Origin of the sequence: Paenibacillus sp. FSL R7-0331 (assembly GCF_000758645.1) — a bacterium.
In the GTDB taxonomy this organism is placed as follows: domain Bacteria; phylum Bacillota; class Bacilli; order Paenibacillales; family Paenibacillaceae; genus Paenibacillus_AQ; species Paenibacillus_AQ camerounensis.
In genome coordinates this window covers 3,508,891-3,532,254 of the sequence record NZ_CP009284.1, presented here as the reverse complement: position 1 = coordinate 3,532,254, position 23,364 = coordinate 3,508,891, and the positions used below count along the sequence as shown (strand labels likewise).

Sequence of the window (23,364 nt, the reverse complement as noted above, 5' to 3'; positions counted from 1 at the left end):
AGAATTTGAGCGTTTCCTCAATCTTTAGAGTTCCCGTGAAGGTTCGAATTCATGAAAACAATTGTTATCCTGTAGGAGAAAAAGAAAACTCCCCACAACCGGCAAATAACACAAAAGCCGCGCTGAGCACGGCTTTTAAATCTAAGGAAGGGTGGTCATTTTGACGGATACCGGTGTTCTCGGCTTGAGCGGCGGAATGTCAGCCGGATAACCGACTCCAAAGACCCCGATCACATCATAATCCTCCGGCACACCGAGAATACTCCGATTATGAGGAAGTGCACCTAACGAAGCCCAATAAGCACCTGCTCCGGCTTCATGTGCGGCAAGCAGAAAATTCTGGGCAAAACAAGAAACCGCCATTACGTTCTCGTCACGCTCAAACGGGGTTGCCGCAGCCTTGGACAACAGTGCAAGAACAACCGGCGCACCGCCGAAGTCCGTCTTATGCTTCAGCTCCGCTCTTGTTTCGGCTCCAACCATCACAATTTCCCACGGCTCATTCATCCGGTGGTTGGGCGCATAGCTTGCAGTCTCTAACCAGGATAGAAGGTCCGCTTCTCCGATCGGATCTGGATTGAACTGCTTGACACTTCTCCGGGTTTTGATGATATCCACGATGCTCATTACTGAATCGCCCTCCTTGTTGTTTATACTAACCCTGCTGTTCTATGGCTTTGCTTAGATCATAATCCTGAAGCTCTATGTCCGGGATCAGTCCCAGTGCCAGCTTCGCCAGCTGGCTTCCGATAAACGGCCCCATCGTTAATCCGGAGGCCCCCAGCCCGTTGGCAGCAAGCAGGCCTTCCCAGCCCGGTACTGCACCGATCACGGGAAGAAATCCGGGGGTAAAAGGCCGGAAGCCCACCCGAACCTCTTGAACAGAGCTCTTTGCCAGTCCGGGTGCCAGCTCCAGCCCTTTGTTCAGAACCTCCTGAATCCCGCCGGCTGTCACACTGGCATCATAGCCTTCAATATCGTTCTCATGTGTTGCTCCGATGACGATTCTGCCTCCATCAAAGGACAGGAGGTATTGATCCGTAGGCGGGATAACTACAGGCCATGAGCCGGTGTCCGTATGCTCTGCTACCTTTACGTGCATGATCTGGCCCTTCTGATAGCTGACCTTAAGCTTAATACCGAGCGGCTGCAACAATGGAGCTGCCCACGCACCGGCACAGACGATTACAGTATCTGCGGCGAAAATCTCCCCGTCAACCACCGCTCCGGTAACGCAGTTTCCGGCAAATTGCAGGCCAGCATCCCCATCTATCTGCCGGGCTCCGCTTCGCCGGGCTGACCGCAGCAGCGCATCGCGCAGCGCACGGCCGTCCACCCGCGCAGCACCGCTGACCTGCAGAGAATGATAGCCCTCAGCCAGCAGCGGAACCTGTTCAAGAGTCTCTTGCTCCGTCCGCCAGGTTAATTCGCCAATCTCCGGCGCATCCTCCAGCCGCTTTCTTGCCCGTTCCTCCTGCTGCTTAAGCTTGTCCGTGTCCCTATGGACACTAAGCGCACCAACCCGGGCATATCCGGTCTCGGTTTCACCCTCCAGCTTAAGCTCACTGATCAGTCCGGGGTAAAAGCGCGCCCCCGCCTTAGCCAGCCGGTACCATACCTGATTACGCCGCTGAGACAGCCAGGGGCAAATGATCCCGGCAGCGGCATCCGTAGCCTGCCCCTTGTCCTTGCGGTCGATAATCAGCACCTTTGCACCGAGCTTAGCCAACTGATAGGCGGTTGAAGCTCCCAGAATACCTGCTCCGATAATGATGACCTTCTTCATGATGATTTCCTCTCTTAACAGGCATGTATGGCTGCATATGCCGGAATTATTTCAGATTGCCGATCAGCTGCTCCAGCTTAGGGAACACCTGCAAGGCATTGTTGTAAAAGACATCCTCCCAGTGTGCTTCCGGGATCAGGTGCTTCACAAATTTGATGTACGCCTCCAGCGGCACAAGCGGCCAGTCGGTGCCGAACACCAGCCGGTCATACTTCTCGGCGAATACAATCGCCCTGCGGAAATGATCGGTATAGGTCTGTTCGGCCAGCAGCCGGTCTACCTTGGCGGAGTCGCCAACAATCCAGCCGGACAGATCACTGTACAGATTCGGATTTTTCTCCAGCAGTGCTGCAGTATCCATTACCCAGGGATCACCCAGATGACATAGCATAAAGGTGATGTCCCGGTGCTTCAGGAATGTCTCCTCCATCGACAGCGGATGAGAGTACTTTAACAGCCCTCTGTCCGAATACGTAAGGCCGCCATGAATCACTACCGGCATCTGATATTCAGACGCCAGCCTGTAGACCGGAGCATAAATCTCATCACCGACATTAAAGTGGTAGTATCCGGCGTAGAGCTTGATCCCTACTACATTATCTTGGCGCAGCGATTGCTCCAGCGCTTCCAGCTGCCCGTTCTGATGCAGGGTTAGCGGATTAATACCGACACAGGTGTACAGATTACCCGGAAGCTGTCCGGTCAGATCCAGCAGCATCGGGCTCAAGGCCTCATTATCGGGAAAAGCTCCAGCTACTGTCTCCGTAACCCCCATTCCCACACCTGCGATAACGCCGGAGCGCCGGAATTCCTCCAGCAGCCCCTTTTCCGAGTAATCAATATTCGCCAGCTCCTGTGCTGTTTCGTGAAAAGACGCAATATTGGAATAATGGACATGCGCGTCGATGATTTTCATAGAATAGTCCCTTTCTTATAGCTACAGATTAAATTTGATGGATAACAGATCCCGGAAGGCTTCATCCGGAATATCCAGATCAGAGATCATATAAAACTGCGGTGTGCTGAATAACGTATCCCCGTCTCTCATGAACAGCTTTTCTGTTATAAAAGAGGAAATAACATGCGTATTAACCAGAAGCTCGGGTGCTGCCTTGTCCGGACCGGAAGCCAGACTCAGCCGCTGCCTCCGCTCATTAGAGCTGTAATGAATGATGCCGCCCGAGCTTTTTGTTTCATTTTGAACTCTCCCGGCCTTGTATGTGATGGTTTCACCAGCCTCATTCTTCACCGTCCCCCTGCTGCTCTTCAGCACGCTGCCGGTTTTATAGAAGCCTGCTGTTTGCAGTGTCAGGGGTTGAAGCGGTGCACCTGTATTCTGCACGATTTGAACTACAGAAGCAAGCACCGGTACACCCGGCAGCAGCAAAAAGTAATGATTGAGTGTAAGCCCTTGGAACTTGCGGTTATGAGTAATCTTGATGCTAACCCGTACACCTGACCAAGCATTGCCCTTGCTGTCAGTCAACCCGGCAAAAGCAGCTTCCCGCGGCTCCTCCAGCAGACTGCGCGGTGACAGCCCCTCTACTCCGGCTAACACGCCGCCGGTCCAAGGATTCCACCAGGACTTGGGCTGAGGTACCGGGTAAGCGGAGTCAAGCCATTCTTCTCCCTGAACCTGCAAGGAATACAGCGCAGGCGCAAAGCTGCTGTTAACCTGAATCTGTATGATTCCGTTATCTGCTGTGAGCACCTCGCCGTGCTCTGTCAGACTGCTGTTCTGCCCGACGCCATTGCCCTTAACAGGTAACATCAGATAGCTCTCCGAAGACTCAAAGGTTTCCATATCAAGCTGTACCTGAAGCAGATCCGCTTGTACATTCTCTGCGGGTGTGAATGTAAGGACGGCTTCAGCCAGCTGCTGCTCTGCGGTGACCGTGAGACTCTGTTTGAAGGCAGTGTCCACCTTGGAAGACAGGATGATCTCCCCCTCTAAGAAACTCATCTTCTGCTCATGCAGCGCCAGCTCGGCAGACCCGCTTATGAACGGGTTCCCGCCGTTCAGGCTTAGCCGGAGCTGCCGTTCGGTACCGGGCTGTTCAGTACGGGGCAAACCGCGAAGCTGGGCAAACGACCGGAAATCCTTCCAGCTGCTCCAGGTGCCCAGTGCAATCCGCAGCGGTTCGGTCCGGATGGTACTGCCTGAAGGAAGGTTGCCGAGCGGGTGCTCAACAGCATACAGCCAGCTGTCCTTGATCAAGCTGCGTTCAGCCGGCCAGGTGATACCCCTCGGCAGCGAACCGTCATCCGCATACAGCCAATTCTCTGTGAGTCCGTGAACATCCCAGTAATCAGGACTGGATGCATCCACACCGTGCTTCAGATCAATGAACCGGCCGCGGTAAGGAATGACGCCTCCTTCCAGACTGAAGCCGAAGCTTTCCTTGAGATAGAGCGGCTCCGCCCAATCCGTCTGAGCTGAATTACGGATCTGAAGAACACGCTCTATAATCCCGTTTTTGTACAGTCTGACCAGCATCGTTAACTGTAGCCCCTTGCGTAAAGCATCCAGCCTGTAACGGGCTTCCAGCACAATAGCTTCACCTTCCATACAATGAGTGACCTGCTCAGCGGTCAGCTTGTTGAACTCATTCGTATACGGGTGGCCGAATTTCGGAAACGGCAGGCTGATGGCCTTTTGGCTTTCTTCAAAAAGCTCCAGTGTATTGCTGAATTTATCCAGTCTTACCGAGTAGCGCCCGCTGTTAACTATCCATCCTTTTTCCGTTCTGCCGCCAAAGGCTGAATGTGTACCGGCAAATACCAGACTGACCTCCTGCTCAATAACCGCAGGCTCCCTGTGGTCTGCAGCAGCGGTGATTTCCGCCTTATGATTCCAGATGCCATATTCCTTAAGAACCGCCGGAACCGCCACGGTTGTGCGGCTTTTCGCCGGAACTGTGATCTGTACATCAGGCCTGCTGAAGGCCAGAATAGAGTCCTGCGGAAGGGTGAAGGTGAATTGTGTCTCTGCAGCGTACTCATTTTCCGCCGTTACATCCAGCTCAAAGGCTTCGCCTTTATAGAGCATGGACCGGTCAGGCAGAGCAAGCTTTAGCTTAACCGGATACTTCGGCTCAATTCCCAGCTTGAATACCGCTGGCAAGCCGTTGATCAGCAGCTCTGCCTCGATAACCGGATGTGTCTGGTACGGATTCTGTTCTTCTTCTAACGGATGAACGAAGAATTGCCCTTCGATCTTTTCCGTTGCTTCTACGCTCCGTGTGTCCTCCAGCTCAAAGCTGATTTTCGGATTGCTGATTCCTTTGATCTGCAGGGTTAACGGTTTGCCGCTTTTGTTCACAGCCTCATAGATTACCGGATAGCTGCAGCCAAAGGGAAGCTGATGCTGCAGCGGAATAGAAGCCTGAATCCGGTAATCCTCCGTTTCAATCAGGCGTAAGCCGCGTCCGGTCCGTTCATATTCCATTACTAGCTTCAGGTCATCCTTTTGCCATTCATATGTAAAGTAGTCAAACCCGTTTTCTTTACGTCCATCAGGCATAACAGATATTTCACGCACGCTGTCCGCATACCAGTCAAGCTTTTCAAAGAACGGCTTTACGGCTGCAGTCTGCAGGACAGAGGGGATAAAGTTCATCAAATGGGTGGAATCATCCCGTTTTTCCCAGAAGAACCCGCTTTTCTTATACGTCGGCACTGCCTTCGTATTGCCTGGCCAGGTGTACAAGTCAAGCCGGGGCCAGCCCAGGGAGATCGTCTCCTCAAGGGCACGGAGGACAAGCCGTTTGCCGACTTTGCGCCCGTGATAATCCGGCCGTACATTCAAGAGCGGGATATACATCGCTCCAGAATCTTCCTTGTAGTGGGAAAAGCTGCAGTAACCGATAACCTCGCCGCCGGCTACGGCAAGAAAGAGCTTCAGATGGGTCCCGTTCTCGTGCTCTTCAATGACACTTTGTTCAGTCTGGTAGGAGTTGTCGCCTCCCCAGCTTTCATAGCTTCTGTTCCACATCTCGGCGATTGATTTGGCGTGTCTTAAGGGTTCATATTCTTCAATTACGACTTCCGGGGCTAGCAGCATGTACAGTTGTACCTCCTTAAATTCGATTGGAATCTTACTTTTCAGACAAGGTATGGATAATCTTGGGTAATGCCACTCCAGTATAAACTATTTATTTGGAATGAACTAAGGATATTTCTTTTTTAAAAAGATTATGCCTGTGCCCGTTGTCGCTGATAATCATTATCAGTTATACTTTCTATACAAAGCAAGGGGGCTCAACAATTATATGAATCTGAAGGAACATATTGTACTCTGGACTCATGCTGCGGTAGAAATTATGGATATCCGCCTAAGTACATACAGCCCCGGTGAGCAAACGATCCGATACCGCCTGCCTTGCAGCGCCTTTATATGCATAGTCCGCGGGAAAGCAGTGATTTCGCTGGACGGTTTCCGTCATCAAATAAGCGAAGGAAATGTAATCCACGGCGGTAAGGGTTTAACCTTTGAGCTGATGCAAGCTGAGGAGATTATTGAATATTATCTGATCCTTTACAGGGCCAGGCTCGCCCTTCCTGCTCGGAAACATTTGCTGTCAATCATGGACCGTGAGAATCCGTTCGAGCTCCAATACCTGTGCAGCCCGGATGCTCCGCTTCCGCTGCTCGACAAGCTCAGGATTATGCATGAGTACTGGCTTAATGGCGGCAGGCTGGAGCAGTTATATGTAAAAACAATGCTGTATCAATGGGTGTATGAGCTGTTAAGACAGCTGCATGTGCAGGGTGTTCAGCCGCTGAAACCGGATGTGCTGGAGACGGCAATCCGTTATATGGAGAATAATCTCAGCCTTCCTGTGAGCCTGGACAAGCTGGCCGAAGCTGCCGGAAGCAGCCCGCGGAGCTTGTCCAGACTATTCCGGATGAAGCTTCATACCAGTCCCAACCAGTATCTGATCAGCCTGCGTATGGAAAAAGCCCGTGAGCTGCTCCTCCGTACAGACGCCAGCCTGCAGGATATCGCCACAGCCATCGGTCATCCGGATGCCTATTATTTCGGGCGGATGTTTAAAAAGCATTTCGGGATTTCGCCTGTACGGTATAAAAACTCAGTAAAAGCCGATGCCTCCTGGCCGGAAATGACATCGGAGGCGTCCGGTTTTGACATTGTCCGCACGTCTTCTCTTGGGTATAGTGTTGATAATCATTATCAATACAAATCAGAAGGAGCGTCATTCATGTCTAAATCTGCGAGACCGTCATTACTTATTACCCTACTGTTATGCTTCAGCATTGTACTCAGCGCCTGTGCGGCAGGGAACACCAATACAGCATCCGGCAGTAACAGCACGTCCCCGTCACCTTCAGCAAGCACCGCCCCTGCGGCCACCGATACGCCTTCATCTGAGGCACAGACCCGTACCATCACTACGGTAAAAGGAGATATTGAGGTTCCCGCTGATCCGCAACGTGTAGTAGTTCTCTATCTTCTGGGCGATGTGCTGGCCCTCGGAGTTAAGCCGATCGGCGTATCCGATGTCTCGGAGGGTGCCGCCTTTGAAAAGGAGTTAAATGATGTGCAAAAGCTGGGCACCTGGTTTGAAGCCAGTCCCGAAGCAGTACTGTCGCTTAACCCGGACCTGATCATCGTTCCTTCAGACGAAACCTATGAGGTTCTTAAGGATATCGCGCCTACTGTAATGGTCCCTTATGAGACAATGTCAGCTGAAGAACGGGTAGCTTTTATCGGAGAAGCATTGGGTAAAGAGAACGAGGCAAAAACATTGTTCGAAGGATTCCATGCCAAGGTTGCGGAGAGCAAGCAGAAGCTGCAGGAAGCAGGCATTCTAGACCATACCGTCTCCATCATGGAGGGCGGCAGCAAGCGAAGCATGGCTGTTGTTACAAGCAAGCAGTTTGGACGCGGCTCGCAGGTTATCTATGAATATCTGGGCATGAAAGCTCCGGCAATCATTCAGGAGAAGGTTGAAACGTCTACGGAGGCTGTTGGTGAAGATGTATCCTTCGAGGTGCTTGCTGACTACAGCGGGGATTATATGTTCCGCTCTTCCTATGAAGGAATGGCTGATCTCACCCAGGACCCGATCTGGAACAGCATTCCTGCGGTGAAAGCGGGCCGGTTAATCAACATCGACTTCGGCTTGTCCTATTACAGTGATATCTATTCGCTGAATGCACAGCTCGATTATATTGTAGAAAGTCTGCTTGCTGCACCACGGGTTAACTAGCAGGTAAACAGCTATAGCATTGCCCCGGATTATTCTGATTAGCTTATTTAGCAGCACAGCTAACAGTAAGAATCTGCGGGCATTTTTTTGTATTCCTATACTGTCATTCATTAAAATCAGCGAATGATATGTTATTAAATTTAACATTGACAAGAACAAGCATGCTGAATTATTATGATTTATATGATAAATGTCACATTAAATAACATATGTCATCTTGTATAAGCCCATTAATCGGAGTGGGCGTCTCGACCAGGCAACCGTAAATTGCCCCAGGCTACAAGAGGATGCATAGGCTGTTAGAGCTGTATTCGCACTTCCTGAATACGGATCTATATCGCACTGCGCCTCTTCTGCCTGGGGTTTCTTGCATCATCATACCTTCATTTCAAAGGAGAGAACCTTACATGACAAAAACTAATGCGCTTGCCGAATTCCAAATGCAGCTTCCCCGTGACTGTACGTTTACACCAAGTGACTGGCAGGTTCTGTCTGAGTACTGGTACCCGGTAGCCATTGCTGATGAGATTCAGGATAAGCCGGTATCCGTGAAGCTGCTTGATGTCAAGCTTGTCTGTTACCGCAGCCACGGCAAGGTTGTAATCGCCCGTGACCTCTGCTTTCACCGAGGAGCTCCGCTAAGCCTGGGCTGGGTCGAGAATGATGAAATCGTCTGCCCGTATCACGGGTTCCGCTATAACTGCGAAGGAGCCTGTACCTCTGTACCAGCCCATCCTAACGCCAAAATATCTCCTAAGCTTAAACTAATCACGTACCCAGCGATTGAACGTTACGGGTTAATCTGGACGTCGCTGGCCGGTACTGAAGAGCAAATCCCTGAGTTTCCCGGCTGGGATGACCCTGATTTCATTAATATTTTGCCGCCCAGCTTTGACATCGCGGGTTCTTCCGGCCGCCAGATGGAAGGTTTTCTGGATGTTTCCCATTTCGCTTACGTCCATTCCAATTCATTCGCTGATCCCGACAACACCGAGGTTCCGCAGTACAAGGTAAGACGGGAAGATAATGAGCTGTTCGCGGATTACTGGAGCACCGTCAGCAACTACGGCAAAGGCCAGGAGAATCCGGCGCCGGAAGGCTTCATGTGGCTGCGTGCCTTCCGGGTATTCCCACCCTTCGCCGCCTCGCTTACGGTACATTTTCCGGAGGACGGGAAGCTGATGATCCTGAACTGCGCCTCTCCGGTATCTGCCCGTTATACACGGCTGTTCTGCCCGATCTCCCGGAATTTCGATAAGACCGTGCCTGTTGAGGATACGATAAAATTCAATCTGCAGATCTTCTCGGAAGACAGGGACATGGTTGAAGCCCAGACACCAGAGGATCTGCCGCTGGATCTGACTGCTGAAGCCCATATTCCGGCTGACCGCACCTCCATCGCTTATAGACAGCTGTTAACCGAGCTGGGTCTGGGCCGGAATTATACTTCATAACACGCAAATTAAGCTTAATGCGACAAGTAGAAACGGCTATGCCGTCCTTCAGAGAAGGCGGTAACCGTTCCTGCGAGAAATATAAGGATTATTGATAGCGTAAAACATATAATTCTTATATTTTCAAAAAGGACGGCTGCACATGTTCATCCATTCTTGAACATGCGCAGCCGCCCTATATTCTCGCTGTCTAACTTAGCTTTCCATAATATAACGGTTCCATTTCTGCTGCCAGGCGATGTCGTCCCAGAACGGGTGATGCGGCGCACAGTTGGAGCAGAGCGTCATCCCCCAGAAGCCCAGCGCCATCCCCTTGCTTATAGCATATTCAGCAATAAATTTGCCTACAGGCCCTTCTTCAAACCCGGCCATAAGCGGCGTGTAGCCGACATACCCTTCTCCGATTACAAGCGGCACACCTGCCTGTCCCGCCCACTCATGAATTTCATCAAAGGCTTTGTCTGCCTTCTGCAGCATCGCAATCTTGTGGGCACCGTATCTGTCATACAGGAACAGGTCCCATTTGTCCGGATCAGCCCAGTCATGCAGATAGATCAGCCGCATACCGACCGGATTTCCTTCCATCCGCCACTCCTGTCCGGCAGGCAGGGTCCACTCTTCAAAAGGCGGAGCATCTTCACGTAGCAGTGACTGTACAAAGGGACCCGGGAAAGGAATGCTGTGATCATCCAGACCCGCAGTCAGCATGAGCTCATTCAGCACACCCTTGATATACAGGTGATAATGTCCGACCTGCATATTGCGGGCAACATAAGCCTTTGGATATTCTTCATTTACAGTGTAGCTTGCAGTCATCAGTGTATCGGGATGACTCTCCCGCAGGTACCCTACCGCTTCCTCAATGTATGGCTGCATAATTCTCAGGTTAGCCGGCACATTCTCGAACGCGATGCCCTGGGCAGCTCCTACAGCGGTCAGCTGTCCGAACTCCACCTCGTTATGCAGCTCCGCATATACAATCTGTTTACCGTAGCCGGCCTCTTTTACATAATGGATCAGCTGGCTCATGGACTTGGCAATCGCCATGAACCGGTCCTCAGGTGCAATTGCCGCCAGCTCGTCACGCAGCTGCGGATGGGCTAAGAAGCTCGGGCTCTGCTGATATTCCCACGAAGACAGCATGATGTAGCAGTTATGTGCCTCGGCTTGCTTAAACAGCTCAAGCAGATGGGCATGTCCATCAAGCTCGGCTCCGCCGAGACAGTTGTACCATCTGGTACGCTGGCCAACCTTGCCCAGACTGCCGAACTTCAGCGGACCAGGCCGCGGGCCGTCTGCGGTAAACAGCAGGAACGGCATGGCGCAGATGCGGATAGTGTTGTAACCACGCTCCACCGCTTCGGCGAACCGGGGCGCCAGATCATGATAAGGCTCCCCGGGGAGCGTCATGGTATACCAGGAGAAATCCCACATGGTTATGGTCAGTTTAGCTGGAAGCTGATTATCCGGATTATAGGTCATTTACGAATCCTTCCCTATTGCGAAATTGAATCACAGGGACGGGATGCCTTCCCGGTGATTATCCAGTAGAAGTCTACAGGATATCCGCTGGACTGGCAATTGAGGATAAACGGTTTGTGATGGACAATATTCTTATTAACATTAGAGATCAAGTGTTAATTAATCCGTATTTTACAAAGCTGTAATACAGTCCATCCTCTTCAACCGTCCCCGTAATATCGTCGGCAATCTGCTTTAGCCCCGGCTTGGCATTGCCCATTGCAATACCCACTGCACAATACTCCAGCATTTCCGCATCATTCATGCCGTCTCCGATAGCCAGACTGTCTGCCTGTTTTAGCTGCAGATGCACAAGCAGATCAGCTATGGCAACCGCTTTGTGAATACCAGGTATCATTAGCTCCCCGCTGCCTTCTCCAAAGAGGGGAACGGTACACCGGATAACCTCAAATTTCCCTTTAAACTGCTGACTGATCTGTTCGAAGGGCAGGTCGCTCTCCAGAAAACATACCTTATTTACGTCATCCTTAACTAAATCAGCCTCGCCGTAGGTAAGGCCGGTTATGAAAGGATGCGGTGTTAGCTCCATTCTCGCTCTGGCTGCAGGGTCATTTTCAATATCGCCATAAATTCGCCGTTCCAGATGAGCCTTCAGATTCCGGCTTCCATATAACGCTGAATTGGACTCCAGATAATAATCAACGCCGGCGGCGTCAAAGAACTCGACCATGTGGCGTACATCCTCTTTTGTCACCTTTTTGTGATACAGGACTTCGCCGCCTGACTCGACATAACCGCCACCTGCCCCGATCAGCCCGTCGAAGCCGATAGTCCAGATATCATCATAAATTTCCGCCTTAGAGCGTCCAGTGCACAGGTAGAGCAGGTGTCCGTTCTCTCTGGCCTGCTTACAGGCCTTTTGCGCGGATTCAGGCACGTTCCCATTATCATCAACTAATGTCCCATCAACATCTATAAAAACAATTCTCCGCTTATTTGGCAGCATCGGCATTCCATCTCCTTGTACTCGTCTAACTGCACTTTAAATGGTGTAACGGGTTACAGGTCAAGTGCTATTTTACAGAGACGGATTTCATACAAAAGGGTTCAGAGCTCTATAACTTTAGTTGCAACATTCCTGCAGAACTCCTGGTCATGCTCCACAAACAGCAGCGTCGGCGCTGACTCAAGCAGCAGCTCTTCAATCTGCATACGTGAAATAACGTCAATAAAATTCAGCGGTTCATCCCAGATGTACAGATGTGCCTGTTCGCTAAGGCTCCGGGCAATCAGCACCTTTTTCTTCTGGCCTCCGCTGAAGGACGCCATATCCTTCTCAAACTGGACCCTGGAAAAATCAAGCTTGCGCAAAATCGCTTTAAACAGGCTTTCATCAACTTCATGCTTCCGGGCGTATTCGGTTAAGCTGCCTTTCAGACAGGAGGTATCCTGGGAGACATATGAAATTTTCAGCTGGCTGCCCGTCCGGAGTGTGCCGGAGTAGCCGTTAAGTTCACCGGTAAGCAGCTTGAGCACACTGGATTTACCAGAGCCGTTTTTACCGGAGACAGCAATCCGCTCCCCTTGCTCAACCGAAAAGCTGATGCCGCTGCACACCGTCCGCTCCCCGAAAGAGACCGAGACCCGATCGAATTCGGCCAGCTGTTTTTTGTGATAGGGCAGCTGTGTGATTTTCAGTCTGTCAGAGGTTTCAATGTTTCTGAGCAGCTTAGATTTATCTTCTATTGCGCTCTGCTGGCGCTGTTCAATTGATTTGGAGCGCTTCATCATTTTGGCTGCCTTATGCCCAACGTAGCCCTTATCCAGCTTGGAGCCGGAGTTACGGGTGCCGTTTTTGCTTTTTTCCACCTCATCCGACCAACCGCCGGTTCGTCTCGCCGCATCGGATAAACGCCTGATGTCTGATTTCAGCTTGTCGTTTTCCGCCAGCTCATAGGCATCCTGAAGCTGTTTATTGTCCCACCAGTCGGAGAAGCTGCCCTTTTGAATCTCAATTCCGGTTTTGTTAATGGACAGAATATGATCCACACAGTTATCCAGAAAAGCGCGGTCATGGGATACCAGGATGAAGCCTTTTTTACTCCCGAGATAATGGCTTACCAGCTGCCTTGCCTCCATATCGAGATGGTTGGTAGGCTCATCGATCAGCAGAAACCGGTCTTCCTTCAGAAAAAGCGCCGCCAGCAGCACTTTGGTCTGCTCCCCGTTAGACAGTGTTTCAAACGGCCGGTACAGCACATCGTCCGCTTCAACCTGCAGTAATGAGAGCTCCCGGGCGAACTGCCACCGCTCCGCATCCGGGCAGATTTCATCAAAGATATCCGATACCAGGTACTCCGGATGCTCCACCGGGAACGGGAAATAGTCAAAGCCAACCTTTGCTGAAATGGTTCCGCTGTATTCGTATTTGCCGAGCAGCAGATTCAGAAAGGTCGTCTTCCCTCTTCCGTTTCGGCCTGTGAAGCCAAGCTTCCAGTCCGTATCCAGCTGAAAGCTCACCTGCTCAAATATATTATCGTAGCTGCCCTCATAGGCAAAAGTCAGATTAGTCACATTAATCAAAGACATACAATAACCTCCTGTACAAATAAAATGAGCTGCAAGAAGGCCAGCTTCTCACAGCTCAAATAAATACAGCTAACCCGTCCTCATGGTAAAAAGGCGGCTCAGGCTATTATTATGAGTGAGAGGATAAAGGACCTTCCTGCATATAAAGCATAAAACACGCAAAGCAAAAGACGCCTCGCGGAACTCTGTTTTATCGTTTTATATAAGCGCAAGAAATCCTACATTATCCTGTCAGCTCCTGTCATAAGTATAGTCTTGTTTATTATACACATAATCGGAAGTAAAAACATCGCTTGGCAGACATTAAAAATCAACCCTTGTGCCCGATCAGCTCCTGCACAACCTCCTCTGCTTTCCTGACAGCTGCCTCATCCTCCAAATGCCCCAACATCCTTAAATCACGGCGGTAAAAGAAACTTTTGGCAGAATAGAGCAGCACCAGCATAACAGCAGCCAGACCTGCTAATTGTAAACCTTTTTCCATAGTAAGGACTCCCTTTGCCTTAGCACTGTGTATTAAGCTTCATGTAACAATTGTACTACTTCTGCCGTTAGTTCAGGATTAGAGTTTAACCCGGACAATTGGGATTGCATTAATAAAGCCTTCACAAGAAGAACAAATCCACCCGAAGGGTGGATCTATATATAGAGTACTTAAGAACCTAATTTGCTGACTTCTAGCAGCTGCTTAACTTTAATTTGGTCTTACCCACTTAAGGAGTTCATTGTTCTTGGCAGCTGGCAGCTGTATTGAAATAGCGGATATAGGCACATACCCTGGCCTAATGTATGCGAAAAAACGATTACATTCTGCCACCATAAGGGTAAACTGGCCAAATGTATGCGAAAAAACAATTACAATGTGGGGGTTGGTATCAGGTCGTTTCTTCCATGTCTCCTGATTCTTCACGTCCACCCCTCCTTTATTTTTCATAAGAGTTATCCACATTTTTTTGCATTGTATAATTTCCTATACAACAAAAAAAACCATACTCAAAAGAGTATGGCCTTGTTGATTCGGCATTAATCCTGTTATTGCGTTATCTTGCTCTCCTCACCGCTCTGCAGCATCCGGTAACCCACACCGATGTGAGTCTGAATAATTTTGGACTGTACAGGGGGCTTTTCAATTTTTTTGCGCAGGGTTGCCATGAAAACGCGCAGCGCAGGTACGTCATACGTAAGGCTTCCCCAGATTTCCCGCAAAATATAATTATGGGTCAGCACCTTCCCGGCATTTTTGGCCAGCAGGCAGAGCAGCTTGTATTCAATCGGGGTCAGATGGATTTCTTCCTCGCCCATGTACACACAGCCGGCAGCATAATCAATCCGCAGATTTCCGTTGATAAAAACGGACGAATCCTTCTGCAGCTTCTCACTGTCATAGCGGATACGGCGCAGGCTGACACGCAGGCGGGCGAGCAGCTCCTCCACGCTGAACGGCTTGGTCAGATAATCATCCGCCCCGGCGTCCAGCGCATCTATCTTATCCCGGTCCTCGCTGCGCGCACTGACGACGATAATCGGGAGATTCGACCAGGCCCGCACTTTGCGGATAATCTCCACCCCGTCCATATCCGGCAGTCCCAGATCCAGAATCATCAGGTCCGGCTGGCTGGATACCGCCTCCAGAATGGACGCTTCCCCGGTCTCAGCCGTATGGTATTTATAGCCCTGTGTCTCAAGGGTAGTTGTGATCAGCTTGCGGATCGGCTTATCATCCTCTACAACCAGAATCAAAGGTTTATTCAAGTACGTTCACCTCTTCAGCCTGCAGGGTAAAGGTAAATACCGCTCCCTGCGGATTATTATCCATAACCTCTATCGTTCCTCCGTGGGCATGCACAATGGATTTGCACAGCGAGAGTCCGAGCCCTAACCCGCGGCGGCCGTCCCCCCGCAGATTATCTGCTGTATAGAACATTTCGAACAGCTTGGCCTTAGCTTCTTCCGATATGCCCGGACCGTCGTCGGCAACACTAACCCTTACCGTCTGCTGTTCCTGTCCCGCAGTGATGGTTATCGTGGAACGGGTCTGGGTATATTTGATGGCATTATCCACCAGATTGATCAGCACCTGTATGATCAGCCGTGAATCCATCCGGGCCATCAGCAGCTCATCCTCCAGCTTTACCTGAATGTTATGCTCAACACTGCTGCGGTTCACATGAAGCAGCGCTTCGGCTATCACCTCGTCCAGCAGCTCTGCCTGGAAATTAAGGTTCAGGCTGCCGTTGTCGATCCGGGTGATGGAGAGCAGATTCTCGACCAGGTTAATCAGCCACATCGAATCATCATAAATGTCTGTGTACAGCCCCCTTAGCTGTGCATCGCTAAGTACATTTGAGTTAGCCATCAGTATACCGGCATTGCCGGAAATGCTGGTCAGCGGTGTGCGCAGATCATGCGATATCCCCCGCAGCAGGTTGGCGCGGAGCTGCTCCTGTCTGATCTGGATGGAAATTTCCTTTTGCGTGTTGCTTAGCTGCTCCTTCTCAAGTGCAAGGGCACATTCACCAAGCATCGCAATCAGCAAGCTTTTCTCAAAAATCCCTAGCGGCTCTTCCTGATCCATAACGACGGCAGCTACAGCGAATACAGTCTCTCCGGCCCTTACTGCATGATACAGACAGCTGGCGGCTGAAAAAGTATCCGTTGTCGCACCTGCACGTTTATTATTCTTGTATACCCAGTCGGCAACAGCCCATTCGTTCATACCAGTATACTTAGACGGATCCAGGTCAGCTTCCGGCTTCGGATAAACCAGCGGATCAGCCAGCCCCTCCTGCCCGGCAGGGTAAAAAATAACAGTCCGGTCCACCAGCTTGACCATCTGGACTGCCGTTTCATTGATAATGGCCTCTGCATCCTCAGCCTGCTGTAAGATCCGGCTCGTTTCCAGAAGTACCTCTGTCCGGTAAGCCTTTTGTGCGTTCTGGCGGGCCTGTTCCTTGATCCGTGTTGTCAGCGTACTGCTGATGAAGGAGGCGGTCAGCATGACCAGAAACGTTACCGGATAACCGGAATCCGCTGCCCACAGAGAGTAATAGGGTTCTGTAAAAAGATAATTAAACACAAGTACACTGAGGACCGAATTGGCCGCGCTGTAGAGTCTTCCGCTTGTAACGATGGCATTGAGCAGAACGCCAAGGATGTACACGATGATCATATTCGCTTCACGGAAGCCCAGATATTGAAACCATAGTCCGATCAGCGTACATACTGCCAATATCCCAAGCGTCTTCAGTGTGTCCGGCAGCGAAAAGCGCTGCGGTCTGACAAAGAGGAACGGACGCTTATGCCGCGCAGGCTGATTATCCGGAATGATATGTATGTCAATATTCGGAGCCAGCTCTGTCAGCTTATCAATAAGATTACCTTTGGCAATCCATCTTTTTTTACCGCTGCGGGAACGGCCGATCACGATCTTGGTTACCCTGCTGGAGACGGCGTATTCTGCAATTTGTCCAGCTACATCATCTCCGTACACGGTAGCCGGCTGGGCTCCGAGCTGCTCAGCAAGGCGCAGATTGTCGCGGAGCTCGGCTTTACTTTTGGCCGTCAGCTCTTTGCTCTTCGGCGTTTCCACATATAATGCGGTAAAAGACCCGCGGAACGCTTCCGCCATTCTGGCCGCTGTGCGGATGACCTTTTTGCTGGAGGCCGCAGAGGATAGACAGACAAGAATGTGGTCTGCTGTCGAATAGGTGTCTTTGCCTGATCTGCTGCCGGATTCACGGGTGATCCGCTCCTGCTGATCGGCGGTATAACGCAAGGCAATTTCCCGCAGGGCGATTAATTTGGTTCGGACAAAAACCGGAAGGTACGCCGCCGGCCCGCCCGGTTCCGCTAATCCTTCTGATGCCAGCTTCCCCTTGTTCAGACGTTCCAGCAGATCGTCAGGCGGAAGGTCCACAAGCTCAATCTGGTCAGCTCCGTCAAATACACTGTCCGGAATCCGCTCATGAACGGTTATGCCGGTGATGGCAGTAACAACATCATGCAGGCTTTCGATATGCTGCACATTAATTGTTGTATATACATTAATCCCCGCGCGCAGCAGCTCCTCGATATCCTGATACCGTTTTTTGTGGCGGCAGCCGGCAGCATTATAATGTGCAAGCTCATCTACCAGAATCAGCTCCGGACGCCTGCGCAGCGCCTGATCCAGATTGAACTCAAGCTCTTGACGGCTTGACGGATTAGAGCGGAGCTCCAGCACAGGCAGCTGCTCCAGCCCATTCAGAAGGACTCCCGTTTCCGGACGGCCGTGACTTTCAATGAATCCGGCAACGACGTCTGTTCCATCCCGCAGCTCGTCATGTGCGGCATTCAGCATGGCGCTGGTTTTGCCGACGCCTTCGGCATATCCGAAAAAGATTTTCAATCTGCCGCGTTTTTTCGTTTGTATGCTGTGTTGTGCCATGTTACTTCCCTTTCCGGCATTATGGTTGCTGTTAGCTAGTATATCATGCTCAAAATCAGCATTGTATTACAACTTCAGTCACCGCATTAAGATTGCATTAAGATTACCGCACACAAAAAAGATGCTCCAGACCAGCCGTTTAACAGCCCTGGAGCATCTTTGAGTATCCTTATTTACTGAATGATCGAGGAAATGAACCGGGTCATTTCGCCGCTGGTTTCGTTCAGCCGTTCAATGACATCACTGAACTGGGTAACGAGCTCTGCCTGTGCAGCGGAAGAAGCGGCAATGGCTTCGATTTCCTGCTCCATCTGGCGGATGGAACGCTGGACCAGCGCCAGTGAATCCTCAATTGTCTTTGTCGCTTCCTTGGTGTTGACAGACAGCTTACGGACTTCCGATGCTACGACACCAAAGCCTGCTCCCTGCTCGCCGACCCGGGCCGCCTCAATTGCCGCATTTAATCCCAGCAGATTGGTCTGTTCCGAGATCTCCCTGATGAAGCCGGCCACCTTATTCACCTGCTTCGATTCTTCAACCGTTTGCCGTGAATTATCAAGAATCTGGGCTGTTGTTGCCGATAATTCCTCAGACTGGGCAGCCACATTCTGCACCATATCTACCAGCTGGCCGCTGATCAGATTGATATTCCCGGTCAGCTGCTCCATTTTGTCCTCATTTTCCAAGGTATAGGCAATTGCAAAGGCGCCGATGACTTCACCTTCCGCTCCATAAACCGGAACGGCCGAGGAGATCACTGTAGCTCCATAGAGCTCGGCTGATAAACGGTTGGTTGTAGCACGTCCTGCAAGGGCATTGCCAAGTGAGGGGTCATCCGGCGAAACAGGACTGCCCTTAGTCAGGCCAAAGTCCAGCACCTTGCTCGGTGCATAGTAATGAAAAATCTCTCTGTCTGTAATGCCAATCATAATATCCTGGGCATGAATCTGTTTGAACATCGGTGCTGCTAATACAAGTGCAGTAAGGTTATCCATGGCTCTCTCCTAAAAGTGTATATTCTGTGTCTACCAATTATGTTATCGACACTTGGGAGGGTATTTTCAAGAGAACATTCTGGAAACTTGTAATCCGTCAGTATTATGCAGCGGCTGCCTGCGCTTTACGATGGACAGACCGTTGCTTCAGACGGTAGCTGATTGCCGTTACCGCAAAAGCGGCGAGCGCAATGCCTGCAGCCGTCCAGGACAAGGCAGCCAGACCGCTCGTTCCCACCACCACCCCGCCTAAGGCTGATCCGCCGGCGATGCCGGTGTTGGCCGCGACCGGATTCAGCGAAGCAGCGAAGTCCCGCGAGCCCGGAGAATGCTCAACAGCCAGCTCGATCAGATACAGCTGTGCCGTAACATTCAGGATATTGGATACACATGCACTTAGAATCAGAAAAACAAGTCCGAGAACCGGAATAGGGGCTGCAAAGAAAAAGAGCACATAGATCGCCGCCTGCACCAGAAACACAATTCTTAATCTGCCGAGTGCATTGCCGGAAGCGACAAGCCCGCCGAGCCATGTGCTGAAAATGGTAGCAAGCCCGTAAGCGAGCAGCACCCAGCTTACCGATGCTGCAGATATATTCATTACCTGATCCATGAGCGGTCTGATATAAGTGTAGATACTGAAGACCGCACCGGTCCCGAATACCGGAATCAGAAAGGCCAGAATAATGCGTCTGTCAGCAAGCAGCCTGAGCTGTTCCTTCAGCGAGGCCTTGGTGTTAGTCAGATTAGATGGAATAACCATTAGATTCAGCACAAAAGCGGCAACGCCCATCACTGCGGTCAGAATAAACGCCGCCTGCCACTCGAAATGCTGGCCTACAAAGGTGCCGATCGGCACGCCCAGCACATTCGCAATACCAAACCCGCCCAGAATATATGAGACGGATTTCCCCTGCTTGGCCGGAGTAACAACTTCACTGACCGCCGACAGGGACAGTGATATTGCCAGACCGCACAGCACCGCTGTCGCAACTCTTGTGAATAACATCAGTCCATAGGTGCCTGATACTGCACTGAACAGGTTAAACACAACAATCAGGGCTATAGCGGCAAGTATAGTCTGCTTCTTCGGCAGCCGGCTGACCAGCGTCATTAATACGGGTGTCCCCAGGGCATAGGCGATGGCGAAGCCGGATACCAGGCTGCCGGCAACAGCTAACGTAATCTGCAGCGAAGCGGCAATCTCAGACAGCAGGCCGACAATAATGTACTCTGTGGTTCCAAGCAGAAAGGCCATAAAGGTAAAAGAGAATACCAGGCCGCGTTCATTTCCTTTTTTCATAGTTCCCCCCGGATGCTGATCAGATCCACTTCAATCCTCACGCAAAAATGTTATATATATTGTTTCACGCTTTCAACACAGGCTCCGCCCTATTTGTTTCCGCTTTCACGGGAAATAGATCATTCTGGAGCTGCCAGCGCTTTTTGATTCTGAGCTTCATTGTACAAACGAACCGTTACCGGAACAATAAACGTTATTGTTGTCTTTCCCCAAAAGATGATATATCTTGTCATTACAACCCTTAATGAAAGCAGGATACGGTATGGACGATAACGCTGGATTGCTGATGAACATGAACACCGGAGCTTTTAACAGCGAGCTGATCTATGCAGGTAAGATGAGTGCCAATCCGGAATGGAAGTTTGCGCTGCACAAGCATGAGGATTTGCATGAGGTAATCTATATCGTGGATGGTGCCGGCTCCTATGTTATTGACGGTAAAGCCTATACGGCACAAAAAGGGGATGTGCTTATCTATAACCGGGGTACGCTGCATCAGGAACAATCCCACCCTGATCAGCCGCTGTCTACCTATTACTTCAATTTCCGGTTTCTTCATCCGGTAGACGGACTGCGGGATTGGGTCGTTCCGCCCGGCTGGGAGCCGGTAATCCGCGCCAATCATTATACAGGGGAGCTAGCTATGCTGATTCAGGTTCTGTACAGTGAATTTTCACTGCGCAATAAAGGATATGAGCGGATCTCCCAGCATCTGCTGGAGACCATCCTGCTGTTACTGGAACGGATGATTCTTTTACAGAACCGTACTGCCAAGGAAGAAAAGGCTTCGCTCGCCAATCAGATCAAGGTTTATCTGGACACTCATTACCGGCGCAAGCTGACGCTCGCCGATCTGGCCCAGCTTTTTCACATCGACTCCTATTACCTGGTCCATATGTACAAAAATAATTTCGGCATCTCTCCCATCAGCTATTTAATTCAGCGCCGGATGGGCGAAGCGATGCGTCTGATGGCTGTCACCGATAAAAAAATCTGGGAAATCGCCAAGCTGGTCGGATATGACAATGCCAACTATTTCTCTATCCTATTCACCAGAGTCATCGGCATCTCTCCCCGGAAATTCCGGGAAAGTAATCAGCGTGATATGTTTGAGAACTGATGGAATCATTTTTCTTATTACGTTAAATATTACATTGAATTAACAAAGCTCTGATTATTTATGCTCAATTAAAAAAGTCCGGATTCTTAATTATCCGGACTTTCTTTAAATTAGCGTTTAAGATTTTATATTTTACTCAATTTTTTTAGCAAATTCGCTAATCGATAGCTTTCCATAAATTCCGATTCGTTTAATTTGGTAATTTTCATCAGAATCATCAGTATTTACATACTTACCATCATCAGTTGTAACCGCATATATATACCCACTATTCTTAATAATGCTAATTACTTTTGAATTATATCCCCCTACTGGAAATGCCATTACATTAACGGGTTTATTAGTTATTGAATTGATTTTTTGTGCTGACACAATGTACTCAGCATTTTCATCGAAATTTGTTCGCCGTAGATCGATATGAGTGTATGTGTGATTTTGGAACGAAATAATCCCACTATCGCTCATACTTTTTATTTGACTAACAGATAAATAGTTGGGGTGTGGATTATCGATATACGCACCGATCATAAAGATAGTTGCTCTTGGGTGGAACGAGCTTGTTTGGAGCTCCTTGAGTACTTGATATGCTTGTATATTGTTTGAATATCCATCATCAAATGTAACTATGATTGGCTTCTCATAGTTTTCATATGATGCTAATTGATCAAAAGTTAACATTGTAAAGCCGTTATCTTTAAGATACTCCATTTGTTGTTGAAAATCTTCTTTTGAAACAGCACCTGTCTGGGGGTCACCAATTTCATGGTACATTAATACTGGTACTTTTTTTGCATGGACATTAATTTTAGTCTGACCTAAAAATACATCAGATTCATTTTTTATTTTACCGAAAACATTTACATAATAGACACCATCACGGTTATTAAAATCTGAAATATTGATATCGTAGTCCCATCTGTTATGTATGGCATCGTATCTCATCCCAAACCACTTAGCAGCATCAATTCCATCCTCCTCTTTCCATACCGCCATATAAGCACTTGTTAAATCCGGGTTTAATTTGTACGCGTAAACAGGAAATGACTTTTCATGAATTTCATTGCTAGAGGTTACAGGATTTATAGTAACTTTAACGTTTGAAACGAATGTGCTTGAATCATCTGCATTGGTTTTAAATACATTTATTTGATATTCACCTACTTTAAAATCAAAGTTTTGAATATCAATATTACTCACATACTGTTCGTTAGAATCTTTTATCATTCCAAACCATTTTGCTGTATCAATACCATCTTCACTTCTCCAAACTGCATAAAACATCCCTTTAACATTATTTATATTTCGTGCATACAAGTTAACATTAGATTTTGTTGTATTGGTTTCACTTGTTGTAACATCTAAATAGTTAACCTTAAGTTCGCCAAGAAAGTACTCTGACCTAGTGCTAGTTTGCCCTTGATAATTAGTAATCCCATTTTGGTAAACAGTTATCAAATACTCCCCAATTTCATTATTAAAATCGCTAAAATACACTTTAGAGGCCCACCGATTAGAATTAGTAAGATCTTTCTGCATCGAGTACCATATTGCCGATTCAGGCCCTTCTGATTTCTTATATACAGCAAAATAAGGACTGCTGTCATTAGAACTATCTGCTTTATACCAACCCATATACCAAAGGTCACTCACTGATACTTCAAAATAATTTTTTGTAGTGTTGATACTATCAATAGTCAATTTCCCATTGCTTGTAATTGTATTTACTTGAGCTAAAGCTTGAAATGAAAATAAATTCAGACAAAAAATTAGTATTAGAAATGATACGTAAAATTTTTTTAACATTGTAGCTCCTTTCAAAACTCGTATTAATTATCATTTGCTTAAATTCGCTTTACCCCTCCTCAATATATATTTTTTGTCATTCGCTTCTCGTTATTAACATATTATACGCCTTTAGTCAAGAATAATTCGTTTAAAATTTTGTCATCATTTCTTAATAAATGCAGTTAACCCCT

The 23,364-nt window shown here is 49.1% G+C and carries 16 protein-coding genes and 1 riboswitch; of the genes, 3 read left to right on the top strand and 13 right to left on the bottom strand.

Going from position 1 to position 23,364, the window contains the following annotated elements; translation table 11 throughout:
* Positions 1–141 precede the first annotated feature (141 nt).
* From R70331_RS14835 to R70331_RS14820, 4 genes are read right to left on the bottom strand one after another with little or no spacing between them, the layout of a single operon-like run.
* Positions 142–627 carry a nitroreductase family protein gene (locus R70331_RS14835; protein ID WP_042176749.1) on the bottom strand — a complete coding sequence of 162 codons (486 nt, stop codon included), beginning with the start codon at positions 625–627 and terminating at the stop codon, positions 142–144.
* 28 nt (positions 628–655) lie between these two features.
* Positions 656–1,786: an NAD(P)/FAD-dependent oxidoreductase gene (locus tag R70331_RS14830; RefSeq protein ID WP_042176746.1), complete on the bottom strand. Its 1,131-nt coding sequence runs from the start codon at positions 1,784–1,786 to the stop codon at positions 656–658.
* 46 nt (positions 1,787–1,832) lie between these two features.
* A complete protein-coding gene (locus R70331_RS14825) occupies positions 1,833–2,702 on the bottom strand; it encodes an amidohydrolase family protein (RefSeq protein ID WP_042176744.1) in 870 nt (289 codons plus the stop codon).
* A 21-nt stretch (positions 2,703–2,723) separates the two neighbouring features.
* Positions 2,724–5,849: a GNAT family N-acetyltransferase gene (locus R70331_RS14820; protein WP_042176742.1), complete on the bottom strand. Its 3,126-nt coding sequence runs from the start codon at positions 5,847–5,849 to the stop codon at positions 2,724–2,726.
* Between the two features lie 208 nt (positions 5,850–6,057).
* Between R70331_RS14820 and R70331_RS14815 the strand changes: the two genes are divergently transcribed.
* Both R70331_RS14815 and R70331_RS14810 read left to right on the top strand, forming a co-directional pair.
* Positions 6,058–8,019: an AraC family transcriptional regulator gene (locus R70331_RS14815; protein ID WP_042176739.1), complete on the top strand. Its 1,962-nt coding sequence runs from the start codon at positions 6,058–6,060 to the stop codon at positions 8,017–8,019.
* A gap of 197 nt (positions 8,020–8,216) precedes the next feature.
* A riboswitch (purine riboswitch) is annotated at positions 8,217–8,319 on the top strand.
* A gap of 107 nt (positions 8,320–8,426) precedes the next feature.
* Positions 8,427–9,473: an aromatic ring-hydroxylating oxygenase subunit alpha gene (locus R70331_RS14810; RefSeq protein ID WP_042176738.1), complete on the top strand. Its 1,047-nt coding sequence runs from the start codon at positions 8,427–8,429 to the stop codon at positions 9,471–9,473.
* Positions 9,474–9,668: 195 nt separating this feature from the next.
* Here the strand turns inward: R70331_RS14810 and R70331_RS14805 are convergent, their stop codons facing one another.
* The 8 genes from R70331_RS14805 to R70331_RS14770 form a co-directional block, all read right to left on the bottom strand.
* Positions 9,669–10,955, bottom strand: a complete 1,287-nt coding sequence (locus tag R70331_RS14805) for a cellulase-like family protein (protein WP_042176737.1) — start codon at positions 10,953–10,955, stop codon at positions 9,669–9,671.
* Positions 10,956–11,103: 148 nt separating this feature from the next.
* Positions 11,104–11,961, bottom strand: a complete 858-nt coding sequence (locus R70331_RS14800) for a Cof-type HAD-IIB family hydrolase (RefSeq protein ID WP_042176736.1) — start codon at positions 11,959–11,961, stop codon at positions 11,104–11,106.
* Positions 11,962–12,062: 101 nt separating this feature from the next.
* Entirely contained in the window at positions 12,063–13,544 is a 1,482-nt protein-coding gene (locus R70331_RS14795) for an Lsa family ABC-F type ribosomal protection protein (protein ID WP_042176734.1), read from the bottom strand.
* Between the two features lie 310 nt (positions 13,545–13,854).
* Entirely contained in the window at positions 13,855–14,028 is a 174-nt protein-coding gene (locus R70331_RS31545; protein ID WP_156131133.1) for a hypothetical protein, read from the bottom strand.
* Between the two features lie 548 nt (positions 14,029–14,576).
* A complete protein-coding gene (locus tag R70331_RS14785) occupies positions 14,577–15,296 on the bottom strand; it encodes a response regulator (protein WP_042176729.1) in 720 nt (239 codons plus the stop codon).
* A complete protein-coding gene (locus R70331_RS14780) occupies positions 15,289–17,970 on the bottom strand; it encodes a sensor histidine kinase (protein ID WP_042176726.1) in 2,682 nt (893 codons plus the stop codon). Before R70331_RS14780 ends, R70331_RS14785 begins: the two co-directional genes overlap by 8 nt.
* Before the next feature lie 173 nt (positions 17,971–18,143).
* Complete coding sequence (locus R70331_RS32310; RefSeq protein WP_042176723.1) at positions 18,144–18,965, bottom strand: methyl-accepting chemotaxis protein; 822 nt, start codon at positions 18,963–18,965, stop codon at positions 18,144–18,146.
* A gap of 103 nt (positions 18,966–19,068) precedes the next feature.
* Positions 19,069–20,268 (bottom strand): MFS transporter, encoded by a 1,200-nt coding sequence (locus R70331_RS14770; RefSeq protein WP_042176717.1) that lies wholly within the window; start codon positions 20,266–20,268, stop codon positions 19,069–19,071.
* A 262-nt stretch (positions 20,269–20,530) separates the two neighbouring features.
* On the opposite strand from R70331_RS14770, the gene R70331_RS14765 reads away from it, so the two are divergent.
* On the top strand, positions 20,531–21,388 hold the full coding sequence (locus R70331_RS14765) for a helix-turn-helix transcriptional regulator (protein WP_042176716.1): 858 nt from the start codon (positions 20,531–20,533) through the stop codon (positions 21,386–21,388).
* A gap of 132 nt (positions 21,389–21,520) precedes the next feature.
* Here R70331_RS14765 and R70331_RS30520 read toward each other — a convergent pair whose 3' ends face one another.
* Positions 21,521–23,191 carry a polysaccharide deacetylase family protein gene (locus R70331_RS30520; protein ID WP_052419066.1) on the bottom strand — a complete coding sequence of 557 codons (1,671 nt, stop codon included), beginning with the start codon at positions 23,189–23,191 and terminating at the stop codon, positions 21,521–21,523.
* Between the last annotated feature and the right edge of the window lie 173 nt (positions 23,192–23,364).